This is a genomic window from Polaribacter sp. P097 (genome assembly GCF_036864555.1).
In the GTDB taxonomy this organism is placed as follows: Bacteria; Bacteroidota; Bacteroidia; order Flavobacteriales; family Flavobacteriaceae; genus Polaribacter.
Window position 1 is genome coordinate 1 of sequence record NZ_JAZETJ010000010.1, and the last position, 236, is coordinate 236.

Here is a 236-nt window from a genome sequence, read left to right on the forward strand (position 1 = left end):
ACTGTAAAAGTAACATCATCAGTTGTAGCAGCACAATCACCATCAGCAGCAATTGTATAACGAATCACTACAGTTGTGTTTGTATTAATATCAGCTGGAGAATAAGTATTTCCATTGATTGAACCACCACCAGAAACGATAGACCAAGTACCACCAGCAGGCGAACCTGATAATGTTTTAGCCTCACCTTCATTAATAGTAGCAGTAGAAGTTGTGTTATCAGCAACTACATCACA

General features: G+C 38.6%; 1 protein-coding gene. It reads right to left on the reverse strand.

Annotated elements, in window-relative coordinates; genetic code table 11:
- Nucleotides 1–236: hypothetical protein (locus V7R38_RS13130; RefSeq protein WP_334059116.1), on the reverse strand; the 236-nt coding region annotated here is incomplete at both ends.